Annotated in this window: 13 protein-coding genes; 1 reads left to right on the top strand and 12 read right to left on the bottom strand. The window is 51.6% G+C overall.

Features of this window, described 5'->3' with window-relative positions:
- Positions 1-6: 6 nt before the first annotated feature.
- From osmB to fabI, 7 genes are all read right to left on the bottom strand, one after another.
- On the bottom strand, positions 7-225 hold the full coding sequence (gene osmB / locus WHR59_RS13095) for an osmotically-inducible lipoprotein OsmB (protein ID WP_043016156.1): 219 nt from the start codon (positions 223-225) through the stop codon (positions 7-9).
- A gap of 268 nt (positions 226-493) precedes the next feature.
- Positions 494-1246: a DNA-binding transcriptional regulator YciT gene (locus tag WHR59_RS13090; RefSeq protein ID WP_043016157.1), complete on the bottom strand. Its 753-nt coding sequence runs from the start codon at positions 1244-1246 to the stop codon at positions 494-496.
- Positions 1247-1341: 95 nt separating this feature from the next.
- Positions 1342-1524, bottom strand: a complete 183-nt coding sequence (locus tag WHR59_RS13085; RefSeq protein ID WP_047410865.1) for a hypothetical protein — start codon at positions 1522-1524, stop codon at positions 1342-1344.
- Between the two features lie 182 nt (positions 1525-1706).
- Positions 1707-3698: a cyclic di-GMP phosphodiesterase gene (gene pdeR / locus WHR59_RS13080; RefSeq protein WP_043016159.1), complete on the bottom strand. Its 1992-nt coding sequence runs from the start codon at positions 3696-3698 to the stop codon at positions 1707-1709.
- A gap of 265 nt (positions 3699-3963) precedes the next feature.
- Entirely contained in the window at positions 3964-5898 is a 1935-nt protein-coding gene (locus WHR59_RS13075; protein WP_047410868.1) for an exoribonuclease II, read from the bottom strand.
- 89 nt (positions 5899-5987) lie between these two features.
- Positions 5988-7133 carry a CMD domain-containing protein gene (locus WHR59_RS13070; protein ID WP_338843125.1) on the bottom strand — a complete coding sequence of 382 codons (1146 nt, stop codon included), beginning with the start codon at positions 7131-7133 and terminating at the stop codon, positions 5988-5990.
- Positions 7134-7333: 200 nt separating this feature from the next.
- Positions 7334-8122 (bottom strand): enoyl-ACP reductase FabI, encoded by a 789-nt coding sequence (fabI, locus tag WHR59_RS13065; protein WP_043016162.1) that lies wholly within the window; start codon positions 8120-8122, stop codon positions 7334-7336.
- A gap of 407 nt (positions 8123-8529) precedes the next feature.
- Between fabI and WHR59_RS13060 the strand changes: the two genes are divergently transcribed.
- Complete coding sequence (locus WHR59_RS13060) at positions 8530-9219, top strand: EAL domain-containing protein (protein WP_043016163.1); 690 nt, start codon at positions 8530-8532, stop codon at positions 9217-9219.
- Between the two features lie 38 nt (positions 9220-9257).
- Here the strand turns inward: WHR59_RS13060 and sapF are convergent, their stop codons facing one another.
- Genes sapF through sapA form a run of 5 tightly spaced genes read right to left on the bottom strand, consistent with a single transcriptional unit; the run spans position 9258 to position 14540 of the window.
- Entirely contained in the window at positions 9258-10064 is an 807-nt protein-coding gene (gene sapF / locus WHR59_RS13055; RefSeq protein WP_043016164.1) for a peptide ABC transporter ATP-binding protein SapF, read from the bottom strand.
- A gap of 1 nt (position 10065) precedes the next feature.
- On the bottom strand, positions 10066-11058 hold the full coding sequence (sapD, locus tag WHR59_RS13050; RefSeq protein WP_043016165.1) for a peptide ABC transporter ATP-binding protein SapD: 993 nt from the start codon (positions 11056-11058) through the stop codon (positions 10066-10068).
- Entirely contained in the window at positions 11058-11948 is an 891-nt protein-coding gene (sapC, locus tag WHR59_RS13045) for a peptide ABC transporter permease SapC (RefSeq protein WP_043016166.1), read from the bottom strand. Before sapC ends, sapD begins: the two co-directional genes overlap by 1 nt.
- A complete protein-coding gene (gene sapB / locus WHR59_RS13040) occupies positions 11935-12900 on the bottom strand; it encodes a peptide ABC transporter permease SapB (RefSeq protein WP_043016167.1) in 966 nt (321 codons plus the stop codon). Before sapB ends, sapC begins: the two co-directional genes overlap by 14 nt.
- Positions 12897-14540, bottom strand: a complete 1644-nt coding sequence (gene sapA, locus WHR59_RS13035) for an ABC transporter substrate-binding protein SapA (RefSeq protein ID WP_047410878.1) — start codon at positions 14538-14540, stop codon at positions 12897-12899. Before sapA ends, sapB begins: the two co-directional genes overlap by 4 nt.
- Between the last annotated feature and the right edge of the window lie 314 nt (positions 14541-14854).

The following is a 14854-nucleotide window of genomic DNA, read 5'->3' as shown; positions in this document are numbered from 1 at the left end:
CGTAGATTATTTACCCACCTGGTGGCCAATTATACCACCTACTGCAGCACCACCCAGCGTACCCAGCGCACTGCCATCAGTCAGGACTGCGCCACCCACTGCACCCGCACCAGCGCCGATAGCGGTGTTACGGTCTCGTTTGGACCAGTTAGAGCAGGCACTCAGAGACATTGCCAGAGTAATTGCCAGAATGGCGGCGGTCATTTTTTTGCTCGTTACTAACATAATACTTTCTCCTGAATTATTGATTCACGGAATCCAGTGTTCTTTAAGAATAGCGCTAAATTAAGACTATAGAAGATATTTCCGTGAAACCGTGTAGCGAAGGCATTACAAACACTATCCTGAAGTTGGATGTTCGTTCCTGTTATATCGCTAACATTAATTTTACGACTTTATCCTGTTAACGACAGGTAAAAAGTCTTAATTGGACTGTCAGATAACTCTCAGAGAGGAGATGATTTGCCTGCTGACAAATCATCTGCTGAAGATTTTATGCGTGGGCATCAATGATATTGACGGTCAATCCTGAATGCTCGAGCTGCATTTGCACGCTGGCACTGAGTCTGGAGTCCGTCACTACACGGCTGAATCGCTCTAACGGACCCAACGTGTAAGGGTGGATGGCTTCGAATTTTGAGCTGTCGGTTAGCACAATGACTTCTGCGCCTTTTTCCAGCACTGCGTTAACCACGTCAGAACGCATCATGTCGCGTCCGGTAAAGCCGGTGTCTGCTTGCCAGCCATCAATGCCGATAAAGGCCTTGCTGAAGTGTACCTGCTGGATAAACTGGCGAGTTAAAGGGCCGACCATACTCTCGCTTTTTTTCTGGTAAATTCCACCGAGAAGAATTACCTCGCAGGAGGTTTCTTTCAGCAGATGGGCAATGTAGCTGCTCACAGTGATAATGGTGACATCCTTTTGCTCAGCCAATGTTCTGGCCAGAAGCGCATTGCTGCTGCCGTTTTCAATGAACACGGACTCGCCTGGGCTTACCAGCGATGCGGCGAATTCAGCCAGCTCACGCTTCAGGGTGAAATTGGTCATCATGCGTGTTTCAACATCATCGCTGTTCAATGAAACAGCAAAGCCGTGCGCTCGGCGTAAATAACTCTGTTTTTCCAGCGTGTTCAGATCCTGTCGGATCGTCACTTCTGATACGCCGGTGAGTTTTGCCAGATCGGCGACGCTCATCTGACCTTTGTCGGTCACCATCTGCAAAATAGATTGTTGTCGGGAATTCATAGTATTAATTTTATAGCGATATCGTATCGGAAATTAAACGGAAACTGCATTATCCGCAGTTTGCTGATAGCAGCGACATCAAAAGTGCGATGTCATCAGATCTCCCACGGAGCCTTAGGCTTTTTCGCCAAAGATTCGGTATCTTCTTTGACAGTGTTTAACAGTTCAGCCTTCAGAATTTCAAGGTTATGGATGGCTGAGTGGTAATCACCTGCAACGAGGATATCCAGCACGGTATCAATACGTTCGGCCAGACGCTGAGCGTCGATATCAGACATGGTCATCATCCTAATGGCAATAGAGTTTGAATTTCATGATGCAGAATTTCATGGCAAAAGAGAAGGGAAAAATAGTATTAACCTGAACGATTGGAGAATATTATATATTCTGTGATTACATGCAGATAAGATCTCCATGTAATGTCCATTTATGGCTATTCACTACGTATAATTTCTCTACATTAACGCAATTTTTTACTCAGATGTCGGCGATACCAACGTTCAAATGCGGCTGCTGGCATTGGTTTAGCGAATAAAAACCCCTGACGCTCATTGACGCCATTTTTGGTCAGAAACGCATCCTCTTTCGCGCTTTCCACGCCTTCAGCAATCACCTGCAGGTTGAGCGCCTGTGCTACTGCAACAATGGCTCGCACCAGCGACTGTGAAATGGATTGCTTGTGTACATCTCGGACAAAGGTCTGATCCAGTTTAATTGCATCCAGCGGGAAGCGGGCCAGTTGCGACAGCGACGAATAACCGGTACCAAAATCATCCAAATGGATTTGCGCTCCCAACTGGCTAAATTGCTGAATAACGGACAACGCCAGTTGTTCATTTTCAATCAGGCTGCTTTCCGTTAATTCAACATCGATGGGGCAATACTCAAAGTTGAGTTCCTGAAGTACCTGCTTCAGTGCGGTAAAAAGCGTCTGGTCGGCGAGCTGGCGGGCAGAAACGTTTACCGCCACGCGCAGGTTTATGCCCTTGGCGCGCCATTTCGCGACCTGGCGCACTACGTCGAGAATAACCCAACGACCCAGCGGGACGATGAGCCCCGATTCCTCGGCGTAGGAGATAAACTCCAGTGGGGGAATGAGGCCACGTTCCGGGGACTGCCAGCGTACCAGCGCCTCCAGACTACGCACTTCACCGCGCCAGGTTATCTTTGGCTGATAATGGATAACCAACTGATCGTTTTCCAGCGCCTTACGCAGATTGGTATCCAGCCACAGATATTCAAATACGCGCTGATTCATTTCCGGAGAGAAAACACAAAACTGTCCGCGACCGCCTTCTTTTGCGGTGTACATGGCTGTATCCGCATTACGAATGACGCTCTCGCAGTCCTGACCATGCTGAGGGGCGAGGGAAATACCAATAGAGCATCCGGTATAGATTTCAATCAGGCCGATGCGAAATGGCTGGCGCAGGCGCGTCAGAATGCGTGATGCGGTAGCTTCCAGTGTGCCCTGGGATGTTTCGGTGGCCAGGACAATGAATTCATCGCCGCCAAACCGCGCCAGTATCTGGTTGTCGTCGAGACAACTGAGGATTGCCAGCGATACGCTTTGTAATAATTGATCGCCAAACATATGCCCGTAGGCATCGTTTACCTTTTTGAAGTTATCCAGATCGAGGTACACAATCCCGACCTGCGTATCGCCTGCGTTCTCAATCGCATTGCCGATCAGTTCATGAATTGCGTTGCGGTTAGGTAAGCCTGTGATGGAGTCGGTATTTGCCAACACCCGCAGTCGCTCCTGCGCGCGGCGTTCTTCAGTGATATCGGTCCCGGAACAGATCAGAAATATTTCGTTCTTGCCGCTACCGTTATGCACAAATTTATTGCGAAACAGAAACAGACGCTGGCCTTTGCAGGTTTTCACCCAGCGCTCAACCTCATACGAATTACCTTCGCGGAAAAAGACCTCGATATTGCGCCGTGAAGCCGCAGCCTCACGTCGACTCATAAATAATGTGAATACACTTTGGCCAATAACTTCACGTTCTTTGAGGCCAGTGTACTCTTCACACAGGCGATTAAACCGCTGAATGTTGCCCATCCGGTCAAGAATGACAATAACGGAATTGGCTTCAGAAACGACCTGTTCGGCAAAAGAGAGCCCGTGAGCCAGGTCGCGGGCGACGGAAGGGGTGTCATCCCAGGCGGATGCGCTTCCGGCCCATTCGCGTTTATTGATTTTTCGACCGACCAGATGCACTGGTATGTCATCATCTTCAATGGGCAACGTCATTAACAGACTTGACGTAATCACCGTCATCTCGCGAATGCGATCGGCTTGTTCAGGTGATAACTCGATGGTCTGATCGGCGCCTGACGTTTCGTCGATAGAGAAATGCAGGATGTTGCAATCCTCTGACAAACGCCAGTAGGGGTTATGAGTGCCCACATAGCTATACAACGTAACCAGCTCCCGGACGTCTTTCATGATGTGTACTATCCCGTTTAAAGCGCATAGAGCCTCAAAAGTAAGGGTAGCCATGATTCATTCAGGGTGATTATGGCTGAACGTATTGTTTTTTTTATATATTTATGTGTAATCCAGAATCCGTAAAAAGCAAAGCAAACGGAACTGAAAATAGTAAAAAAATAATTTTGACCGATTGAAAGAAGTGTAGTGCCTGGTGGGAATTTGGGCGGAAAAAAGAAAACGACCTTTCACAAAATGAGAAAGGTCGCTGGATTACGACATTTTACATGGCGGGACGTGCGATAACGCTGCGGGTTTCCATCCGCACTTCGGCGATAGTTACGTCAATCACATCCGTGACTTTGTAAACCACTTCACCTTTAATTTGTACAGTGCCGCTTTCCTGGCTGCATACCAGTTCGTCACGAACGGCGTGCAGGAACGGGGCAGGAATAAATGCAACAGCGCCATTATCAATTAAACGCACACGCATGCCGCCACGGCTGACGTCAATGATCTCGGCGGCAAAGCGGGTATCGGTCCCGGCTTTGTCGCTCAGGAAACGGGCGTATAACCAGTCACCAACATCACGCTCAGCCATCCGGTTCAGGCGACGACGTTCCGCCATTTGCACGGTGGTATCATCCTGAGGGCGGGCGATGTTTTCACCTTTGATGACGGCCTTAAGCAGGCGGTGGTTGATCATATCGCCATACTTACGAATAGGAGATGTCCAGGTGGCATAAGCCTCCAGACCCAGCCCAAAGTGCGGACCTGGCTCGATACTTATTTCAGCGTAAGACTGGAAGCGGCGAATTCGACTGTCGAGGAAACCAGAAGGCTGCGCATCCAGTTCGCGGCGCAGTTTGCAGAAACCTTCCAGCGTCAGGACCTCTTCGGCATCCACGTGCATACCATGGGTTTTCAACAGCGCGGCCAGAGCGTCGGCGTTAGCGGGGTCAAATCCCATATGGACGTTATAAATACCGAAGCCCAGCTTGTCGCGAAGCACGCGGGCGGCACAAATGTTCGCCGCAATCATGGATTCTTCCACGATACGGTTTGCGATGCGGCGTGGCTCTGCGACGATGTCCAGCACTTCGCCTTTTTCACCCAGAACGAAACGGTAATCCGGGCGATCTTTAAACACCAGTGCATGATTATGACGCCACTCACCACGACTCAGGCAAATACGGTGCAGCAGGCGGATTTGTTCAGCAATCGCGTCGTTTTCAGGCTGCCAGTCGCCTGCGCCTTCCAGCCAGTCGGAGACGTTGTCGTAGACCAACTTCGCTTTCGACTCAATCGTTGCTGCGAAGAACGTGATGTTGTCTTCAATCGCGCCATCCGCGGTGATGGTCATCCGACATGCCAGAACCGGACGCTCAACGTTTGCACGCAGAGAGCACAAATCGTCAGACAGTTCACGTGGCAGCATCGGGATATTGAATCCCGGCAGATAGTTAGTAAACGCGCGAATTTTTGCCGTTTTATCCAGTTTGCTGCCTTCTGCAATCCAGGCGGTAGGATCGGCAATGGCGACAGTTAATTGCAGTTTGCCGTCGGCCAGTTCTTCAGCATACAGCGCATCGTCCATATCTTCGGTGCTGGCGCTGTCGATAGTGACAAAGTTGAGGGCGGTTAAGTCCTCACGAACCAGACCTTCATCCAGCATCTCAGTTGCCACACCGTCCGGTGCTTCTTTTTCGAGATTATGGCGTGCCAGCGTGACCCACCACGGAACAAAGTGGTCATCAGCAAACGTGATAAATTGGGTTAACTCGGCATAGAAGGTGCGATCGCCTTTCAGCGGGTGGCGGCGCATTTCAGCTACGGCCCAATCACCTTCTTTAAATTCATGCTCGACGCCGCGGGCGGCACGGCAAGGGATAGCATCTTTCAGTAACGGATGATCTGGCACAATCGCCAGGCGGTCATTTTTGCCCTGAACTTTACCCACGAAGCGCGTCAGGAAGGGTTCGATCAGTTCTTCCGGCTCGGCAGATTCACGATCTTTTTCTGTATGGATAACCGCTACTATACGGTCGCCATGCATGACTTTTTTCATCTGCGGGGGCGGAATGAAATAGCTTTTTTGTGCATCGACTTCCAGGAAGCCAAAGCCTTTTTCCGTGGCTTTTACCACCCCTTCAGCACGTGGCGTCTGGGAATGCAGTTGCTGTTTAAGCTGCGCTAGCAGCGGGTTGTCCTGAAGCATAATTGTCTATTTTCGTGGCTAAAAGAGCGGCTGACAGTTTTACGCGATTCTATCAGTTGCGGCAAGCGCTCTTTCAGTAAGTGGATCGGTTAACAAGTCTCGCCCAGCGCGATTTTCAAGCGATTCAACCATCCGCACAATCCGCTCCAGGCCAGCAGGTTAATCGCTTGTTCAGAGGAGGTGTCCTGATCGAACAAGGGAGTTAACAGCGCGGCGCTAAAGCGGTCAGGCGCTCGGGTTAGCCATTGTACCGCCTGCAGGGTGACGCGCTCAACCGGATGTCGTTGTTCCCAACGCTGTAATTCACGCTCATCCAGGCGAAGCAGGGCGATGACCTCGGCTAATTCATTTGCTGTGTGAGTATGTTCATTAAAGCAGGCCACGCTGCCGTTAATCCGTGACGTCATTAGCGCCGTCAGAGAAAATGCCCGCGCCGGTACAGCGCTGCGCCGGGTACTGGAAATAAGCGTCGCAAGTAAATCCAAAATGACCGGTGAATGAATCAGTAATGGCGCCAGAGCTTGCAGTTCATTGGGATAACGTCTGGTCGCCGCCTCATCAAGACCAGGATGTTTTTCTATCGGGAATGGTGCAGCGTGCCAGGTTGTGTTTGTTGCATTAAATGGCGCAGCGTGAGCGAATTGCTGTATATCCAGTCCCGGAATTCGGCGTACCGGATGTCCGGACCAGGCCTGAAACAGGGCTACGATACGGGCCTGAAAACCGACGAATCCGATAATTTGATTCATCAAAATGGTATCGCTGGTGGTCAGCCCGACAGCATCCAGGTGCTGGCGATCGCGTGCACCTATCACGGCAGGAGAGCTGGCAAGTTGACGCGCATATTGGGTGATTTGCGCCAGTCGATGGTTACTCTCCCGTGAGGAGTCCGGCCCAGGAAGCGGTGTTAAACGTGCGGCATAGTGATTACATAATCGCTGGACGCCATACACCTGAGCGACAGTTAAGGCTGTACTCATCCGTTCATAGGCACTGAATGTGTGCATCTGATCCTGGTTTACATGAGCCGGGAAGAGGATCTGGGCAAGTTTACGGGCAGGAGTTAACCAGGATTGAAAAGGCAAAAGGGCGTCATCAGGTATCGCCAGATCCAGTAAAAAGCTGTCGTCGACATGAGCGGCTTCCGGCACCAGCGGTAAAACATCTTGCGGATACGTGCTGGATTGCGTCTCATGATACCAGTGGCTTTTGCCTTCAATTCGGCGTTGTTCCATGGGCGGTCCTTGGTCTAAAAAGTGGCGACCCGGACACGTCGTCATACCACTACGCCGGATCGTTTGCGCTGCAATATCCTGACGTAAGCAGAAGAGGGGATGAAAGATTGTTACGTGATAATAAATATCAGAAAAGCATATATAGCGGCGGGTTGAGAAGAGTCATGGGCGGCTTAATTCCGCCCATTGAGGACTTACGATTATTTCAGTTCCAGCTCGTTCATAGCCGCGATGCTGAAGCCACCATCGACGTGAACGACTTCACCAGAGATGCCGGCAGCGAGATCGGAGCACAGGAATGCCGCGGAGTTACCCACATCTTCAATGGTCACAGTGCGGCGAATCGGCGTAACCGCTTCACAATGCGCCAGCATTTTACGGAAATCTTTAATGCCGGAAGCGGCAAGTGTCCGGATAGGACCTGCGGAAATAGCGTTCACACGCACGCCTTCAGGACCCATCGCATTAGCCATGTAGCGAACGTTCGCTTCCAGAGAGGCTTTCGCCAGGCCCATCACATTGTAATTAGGGATGGCGCGCTCAGCGCCTAAATAGGATAGCGTCAGCAGCGCAGAGCCTGGATTCAGCATGGAACGGCAGGCCTTTGCCATCGCTACAAAGCTGTAAGCGCTAATGTCATGAGCAATTTTGAAGCCTTCGCGGGTGACTGCATTCACGTAGTCGCCATCCAGTTGGTCAGCGGGCGCGAATCCAATTGAGTGAACGAAACCATCGAATTTCGGCCAGGCTTTGCTTAGTTCCGAAAACATTGCATCAATGCTGGCGTCTTCCGCCACATCACACTGCAGTACGATGCTGGAACCCAGTTGAGCTGCAAATTCTTCCACGCGGACTTTTAGTTTGTCGTTCTGGTATGTGAAAGCCAGTTCAGCGCCTTCGCGATGCATTGCCTGAGCGATACCCCAGGCGATAGAAAGTTTGCTGGCAAGACCCGTTACCAGAATACGCTTACCGGAAAGGAAACCCATAGTTTTAATCCTTATGGTCATTGCTTATTTTTAGCAATCAATGAGTTATGATCACAATTTCAAGCTTGCCCGAAATGGGCTGCAATTATATCCCACTCTTTGTTCCTTGTAGAAGAGTAATCAGCCCGCAGTGACAATCACTACCCATGACATATGAGGATCATACAAGCGCGGAAGGATGGAGAAAATACAAGGCTTTAAAGGCATCTCAATGGTATTATTAACTGCTAGCTTATGTTTATAAACATAGCAAGGTAGGAACTTTCTTAAAACAAAAAATATGACCAGATTCAGTTCTTTATGATATATTGTTTTTATCGATCGATATTGATACATTGATCGATATTATTGATTGATTGTGATTAAAAGTGCATTATCAGGAAGTTATGATCAATTGGAGTGGTCTTATGCACTATCATTTCATCGCGGAACCGATGAGAGACACAACTGATACGTTACTGGGAGTTGAGATGAGCGCCCGGTTTGCTTCAGATACGGTTTCTCCGTTACATCCGGAGTTCATCATTTCAGCGTGGAATAGCGAACAAAAACGTCATTTCATGCTCGAGCAAATTCGATTAATTGCCGAAAAACGTGACTGGTTTGAAAGCCACAACCTTTTCTGTACTCTGAACCTTATTGATGAAATGGCGCTACTGGCGATTGGAGACCCGATCGTCAAATCGGCATTACATGCAATGCCATTTGTGGCACTGGAACTTTCAGAACGTTTTCTGACGAATACCGTGTGTCTGAATAATCTACTGATTAATTCACTTCGCGACGGCCCAAACGCATTATGGCTGGGCGATCTGGGTTCCGGTAGCATTGGTGCCAGTCCGCTGGTGTGCGGTCGTTTTGACGTTGTGAAGCTGGATCGTGGTTTCTTCCTGGAGCAGGTTGAAAAACCAATGTTCCCGGTGCTAATGAAAAACATTCGTGAATATTGCGACCGTATTGCAGTGGAGGGCGTGGAAACAGCACGGCTTATCGACGAGGCAGGCGCTGCTGGTGTTTGGGTGATGCAGGGAACCCTTTTCCCTTCGGTTGCTTTTAGCGAGGTAGATACACTGCTCTTACCCAGCGTTTGCCACTGAGTGCAAAATGGCCCTCCGCTGAAGGAGGGCTGCATCTGCTAGCGATCTTTACGCCACGCGTCAGCGGTAAGCGCTTCGCCGAAATGGCCTGCAATCAGGCGACGGGTAAGCTCATGCAGCGGCGAGGCCAGAACATCTGCTGTGCTGCCGCGTTCAACTACTTCCCCCTGGTGCATGACTAATACCTGATCGCTGATATGCTTCATCATGCCAATGTGTTGGGTCACATAAATATATGAAATACCCTGTTTTTCCTGCAATTCCAGCATCAGATTGATGAGCTGCGAACGCATCGACATGTCGAGAGAGGCCAGAGCCTCGTCGGCGATAATTACTTTGGGTCGTAAAATGAGCGCTCGAGCAAGGCCCAGACGCTGTTTTTGTCCCGGGGCCAGCATATGCGGGTAATAACTCACATGGTCAGGCAGCAGACCGACCATACGCATGGTCTCGACGATCTGTTTGCGACGCTGTTCCGGCTCGAGGTCGGTGTTAAGACGTAGCGGGAAATCGAGGATCTGTGAGATACGCTGCCGCGGGTTAAGTGACGTTGACGGATCCTGGAAAATCATCCTGATACGCTGACTACGGAATGAGTAATCGCCATATTTTAACGGGTGATCGTCAATCAGTACCTCACCGCTGGTGGGCTCAATCATACCGGCCAGCATCTTCGCCAGAGTAGACTTACCAGAACCATTTTCGCCTATCACGGCGAGCGTCTGACGCTCGCGCAGGGTAAAGCTCAGGGGCTTAACGGCTTCAACGGTCTGACGGCGAAATAAGCCCGTCCGGTAGCGAAAGGTTTTGCTCAGATTACGAACTTCGAGCAGGGTTTCTACCATCTCACTCTCTCTCCATATTCAGCGGGAAATGACAGGCGTAGAGATGATTCTTTGCTCCGGTCAGTCTTGGGGTTTCGATACATTCGCGCTGAGCATAAGGGCAGCGCGGCCCCAGACGACAGCCGATAGGTAATTGTTCCAGCAATGGAATTGCTCCTGGCATGGTATTCAGGCGGCTTTTGTGCGGCATTGCGCTACCAAAATCAGGAATGGCGCGAATCAACGCCTGAGTGTAAGGATGATGCGGAATCGTCACCAGGTCCTTACTGGGCGCAGTTTCCACCGTTTGCCCGCAGTACATCACGTTAACTTTGTCTGCCCACTGGCTGAGCATTTGCAGGTCATGGCTTATCAGCAAAATGGTGGTGTTGCTGTTTTGATTTAGCCGGGTCAGCAGGCGGAAAATTTGCGCCTGAGTGGTGGGTTCCATCGCGTTCGTCGGTTCGTCGGCAATCAGCAAGCGTGGCTGATTAGCCAGGGCGATAGCGATCATCACCTTCTGGCATTCGCCGTCGGTGAGTTCGTACGGGAAGCTGCGCATGGCATCTTTATGATCTTTTATCCCGACGCGGTGCAGGAGTTCAATCGCGCGGCGTTTGCGCCAGCCAATGCGCTGCCACCAGCGGCCCTTGTAGGTCCATGCCGGAATATTTTGCATTAGCTGACGTCCGATGCGCTCGGAGGGGTCGAGACACGATTGCGGTTCCTGAAAGATCATAGAAACGTTATGACCGACCAGCTTGCGTCGTTCACGAGCTGAAAGGCGCAGCAGATCGATATCATCAAAGCGCATACGGTCTGCGGTTACGCGCCAGTTATCTTTAGCAACGCCGCAAATGGCCTTGGCGATCAGGCTTTTTCCGGACCCGGACTCGCCGACCAACCCGCGGATTTCACCTTCATTGAGGGTCATGCTGACGCGGTCAACCGCCTTTACCCACTCGTCGCCGGTCCTGAATTCAATGGTCAGGTTACGGATATCCAGTAATGGCATTATTCCACCCCCGCAATAATTGCGCGGCGCACGCCATCACCCAGCAGGTTAACCAGCAGCACGCTTATCATAATCGCTGCACCTGGCAGCATCACCGTCCACGGCGCGACATAAATCAGCTCCAGCGCGTCGCCCAGCATGGCTCCCCATTCTGGTGACGGCAACTGTGCGCCAAGGTCGAGAAAACCCAGCGCGGCGATGTCCAGAATCGCCATCGACAGCGCACGGGTAATTTCGGTGATAAGCCCGGCGGTAATATTGGGCAGAACGGCGAACCACAGAATATTGAGTGTGGTTGCGCCGTCCAGACGAGCGGCAATAACGTACTCTTTTTCTAGCTCGTCATGCACCATGCTGTAGACGGAGCGTACCATGCGCGGCAGCAGCGCCAGCCAGACGGCAAACATCGCGTGGGTCAGATGCGGCCCCGCAAAGGCCACCACAATAATCGCCAGCAGCAGCGAAGGGATCGAGAGCAGAGTGTCCAGAATGTGGTTCAGTACCGCGGAGCGCAAACCGTGCGTCGCACCGGCAACCACGCCCAGCAACAGACCACACAGGGTAGCGGCGAGGGTGACGACAAACGCGCCGCCAACGGTCGGGGCCGCACCGCTGAGCAGGCGGCTTAACACGTCACGCCCCAGATCGTCAGTTCCGAGGAAAAATGAGACTTCGCCATAGCGCGACCATGACGGCGGTAAAAGCTGATAACCGAGAAACTGCTGGTCGATGCCATAAGGGGCAAACCAACCGCCAAAAACACACAGAATCGCTAATCCCGCGCAACCATACAGGCCAATCATCGCCGTCGCATCGCCGTAAAAATTACGCCATGCGGTGCGTAGCGTACCCGGTGGGCGCTTTTCGCTGTAGACGCTATCGTAAGGCATACCATTCCTTATGTTTCAGAGGGTTAGCCATAGCACCCAAAATATCAGAGATGACGTTGACGATGATAACCAGTGAGCCAATCACCATAACGCCCGCCGAAATCGCCGCGTAATCCTGCTGGCGAATCGCGTTAATCAGCCAACGGCCAAGGCCAGGCCAGCTAAAGACCATCTCGGTGATCATCGCCAGCGTCAGCATGGTGGAAAACTGTAAACCCAGGCGCGGGATCACCGGCGGGAGGGCGTTGTGCAGGACGTGACGGCGCAGAATTGTTAAGCGTGACAGACCACGCGTGGCGGCCGCTTTGATGTAGTTTTGATCAAAGACCTCGATGGTGCTGATACGCATCAGGCGAATAACTTCGGTGGTAGGGGCGACGGAAAGCGTCAACACCGGGAGCACCATGTGCCGGATTGCGCTGACCAGCATTTCATCGCGCCAGGGCGAGTCGGAGATCCACGCATCAATAATGGCAAAACCGGTAACGGGTTTTACTTCGTAGAGCAGATCAAAACGGCCCGACACGGGAAGCCAGCCGAGGGTCAGTGAGAAGAGCAATGTCAGCAACAGCGCCAGCCAAAAAACCGGAATCGAAAAACCCATTAGCGCTAATGCGCTGATGCAGCGGTCCTGCCATTTGTTCCGCGTGATGCCTGCCAACATACCAACGGGGATCCCGACCATCAGCGCAAAACCAAAGGCCAGAATGCACAGTTCCATCGTCGCCGGGAACACCTCCTTCAACTGTTCTGAAATCAATTGGCCATTAATACTGGAGACGCCGAAATCCCAGTGGATGAGGCCATTGAACCAGAATACCCAGGCGTTCCACAGTGATGCGCCCTGTAACGGCGCATGAGGTGTGAAGTAGCTCAGACTGAATCCAATAAAGGTCAGAAAGAACAGGGTGATCAGCAGCAATAAAAAACGGCGCAAGGTGAAGATAATCATGGTTTTTTCACCTCATCTTTCTTTTCCCTGGAAACCCCGGCAAAAGAGGCATTACCGAACGGACTGAGCACCAGCCCTTTAATATCGTAGCGGTAAGCCTGCAGACGCAGTGAAGAGGCCAGCGGCAGGATTGGTAACTCTTTCGCGAGAATATTTTGCGCTTCGTCATAGGCATCAATTCGCGATGAGAGCTGCTGCGACGAGAGGGCTTTGCGCAGAACGCTGTCAAATTCCGGATTACACCAGTGGGCGAAGTTGGTTTGCGAGTTGATGGCGGCACAGCTTAGCAACGGTCGGAAAAAACTGTCAGGATCGTTACTGTCCGTCGCCCAGCCGGATAACGTCAGATCATGGTTCATATCCATTAATCGCGCCTCCTGAAATCGACCTTCTACCGGAATGATTTTCACTTTCACACCCACCTGAGCCATATCTGCCTGAATCAGCTCGGCGGTTTTCAGCGGACTTGGGTTCCAGGCCTGTGAGCTGGTGGGAACCCAAAGTTGCAAGGTCAGGTTCTCCAGCCCCAGCGCTTTTAACTGTTCGCGCGATTTTGCCGGGTTGTATTCTGTAATTTTAGCTTCGTTGTCATATGCCCACGAGGCGCGAGGCAAAATAGATGCTGCTGTTTCCGCCGTCCCGTAGTAGATGGACTGCATCAGCCGTTGGTTATTAATGGCCAGCGCCAGCGCATGCCGCACGGCAGGGTTATCCAGCGGCGGTTTATTGGTGTTGAATGCCAGATACGCGATGTTCATCCCCGGACGCAGCGTCAGACGCAGGCGCGGGTCATCACGCAAAATGCTGAGCTGGCTGGCGGCAGGCCAGGCCAGAACGTCGCACTCGCCGGTCAGGAGTTTCGATAAGCGTCCGGTGCCGCCGGAGCCAAGGTCCACAACCACCTGCGGCATCAGCGGAGTACCACGCCAGAATTTTTCATGACGCTGCAGTCGAATATATTGGCCGGCGCGATTCTCCGAAAGCTGGTATGGGCCCGTGCCGACGGGTTGTCTGTCGAGCAGTTCCTGGCGATCCTGTTTTGCAAGGTTAGCCGCATATTCCGCTGACATCACCGAAGCATAGTGCGTGGCAAGGTGCCACATAAAGGAGGCATCGGGCTGGGTTAAGCGAAATTCAACGGTGTTATTGTCCAGCTTGCGTACGCTTTGGACGTTATCGGCGAACTGTAAACTGTCGAAGTAGGGGAAACTACTGCCGTTCACATTATGCCACGGATGCTGGCGATCAAAGATGCGCTCGAAGGTAAACACCACGTCGTCCGCATTCAGTTTACGGGTGGGGGTAAACCAGGCAGTCTTCTGAAACTGGACGTCACGACGCAGGTGGAAGCGGTAGGTTGCGCCGTTATCCAGCACCTCCCAGCTTTCGGCCAGCTCAGGCACCAGTCGATAGGTGTACGGGTCGACATCAAGCAGTCGGTCATACAATTGGGCCGCCAGCGTGTCGACGATGAGGCCGCTGCTCGCTTTTTGCGGATTGAACGTATTGACCTGCCCGCTGACGCAATAGACAAAGCCGCTGTCACGAATATCGGCGTGCGAAGCCTGTTCAGGCGCGGCAGCAGCCTGACCACTCAGAAATCCAGCCATCACGATCAGAGATGATAAAACCAGGCGCATAATTTTAAAGGATTATAAATAAAGAGGCTATCTTACTAATACTTAATGACATTTGCCATTACCGTTTGTGTTTGGGGGCAGCAAGGGTGATAACCGCGAATTCAACATCGCGACATGTTCAACATTCATACCCGCTATCCACTTTGAATCTACTCTGTTAACTATCTTAGCATTTTCATGACCCATCTGACTCGCTTAAACGCGTGATTCGCTGGCAGACAGAAAAACGTGAGGGAAAAGAGGGGAGGAAATGACCATGACGGGCAGAAGTGAGCATTAGCAAAATCGTAGGAATAAAGAAAATCGACCGGGAA

The sequence above is a fragment of the Citrobacter europaeus genome, assembly GCF_037482245.1.
Lineage (GTDB): Bacteria > Pseudomonadota > Gammaproteobacteria > Enterobacterales > Enterobacteriaceae > Citrobacter > Citrobacter europaeus.
This window is presented reverse-complemented; position numbering and strand designations above follow the sequence as displayed.